Genomic DNA, 743 nt, shown 5'->3' with positions numbered 1-743 from the left:
GCCGGCGAGCTGGCCGGCGGGGCGCCGCTGGGAGTGTTGGCCACCGACGACGCCGACGCGCTGATCGCGTGTCGGCCCCACTGTGTGGTGTATGCGGCCAGCGGTCCCGAACGCGACGGCGCGGCGGTCCCCGACTATGTGCGTCTGCTGTCGGCCGGCATCAACGTGGTATCGACGTCGTCGACCAGCCTGGTATACCCGCCGTCCTACTTCGCGCCCAACTGGCGCGATGAATTGGACGGCGCGGCCAAAGCGGGTCGGGCGTCGTTCTACGCGTCGGGCATCTTTCCCGGCTTCGCCTCCGATCAGCTCGCGTTGCTGTTGACCACGCAGTCCAAGAACATCCGCCGGATCACGGCCAGCGAGGTCGCGTTGAACGACCACTACCCGGTCGCCGACGTGATGATGGATGGGATGGGCTTTGGCCGGCCGCTCGAGTTCGAGCCGATGCTCAAGACCCCCGGCTTCATCGAATTAGCTTGGCAAGCACCGATTTACCTCATGGCGGCGGGACTCGGTGTCGAGGTGGAGGAGATACGCGGTTCGCTCGACCGTGAGCTGACGGACCGGGACATCGAGGTCGCCTTCGGCACGATAAGAGCGGGCACCTGCGGCGCGGTGCGCACGCGCGCCGCGGGGGTGGTCAACGGCCGCGAGGCCATCGTGATCGAGCACGTGACCCGGCTGGCGCACGACGTCGCCCCCGCCTGGCCCAAAGGGATTGGCGATCTGTCCTATCGCGT

At 67.7% G+C, this 743-nt stretch carries 1 protein-coding gene; it reads left to right on the top strand.

Features of this window, described 5'->3' with window-relative positions; translation table 11 throughout:
* A partial coding sequence (locus tag A9W96_RS09830; RefSeq protein WP_067139361.1) for a dihydrodipicolinate reductase occupies window positions 1-743 on the top strand: 743 nt, incomplete at both ends.

Origin of the sequence: Mycobacterium sp. 1245852.3 (genome assembly GCF_001669335.1) — a bacterium.
In the GTDB taxonomy this organism is placed as follows: domain Bacteria; phylum Actinomycetota; class Actinomycetes; order Mycobacteriales; family Mycobacteriaceae; genus Mycobacterium; species Mycobacterium europaeum_A.
Note: the sequence above shows the minus strand (reverse complement) of the source record. Positions and strands in the feature narration are given on the sequence as shown.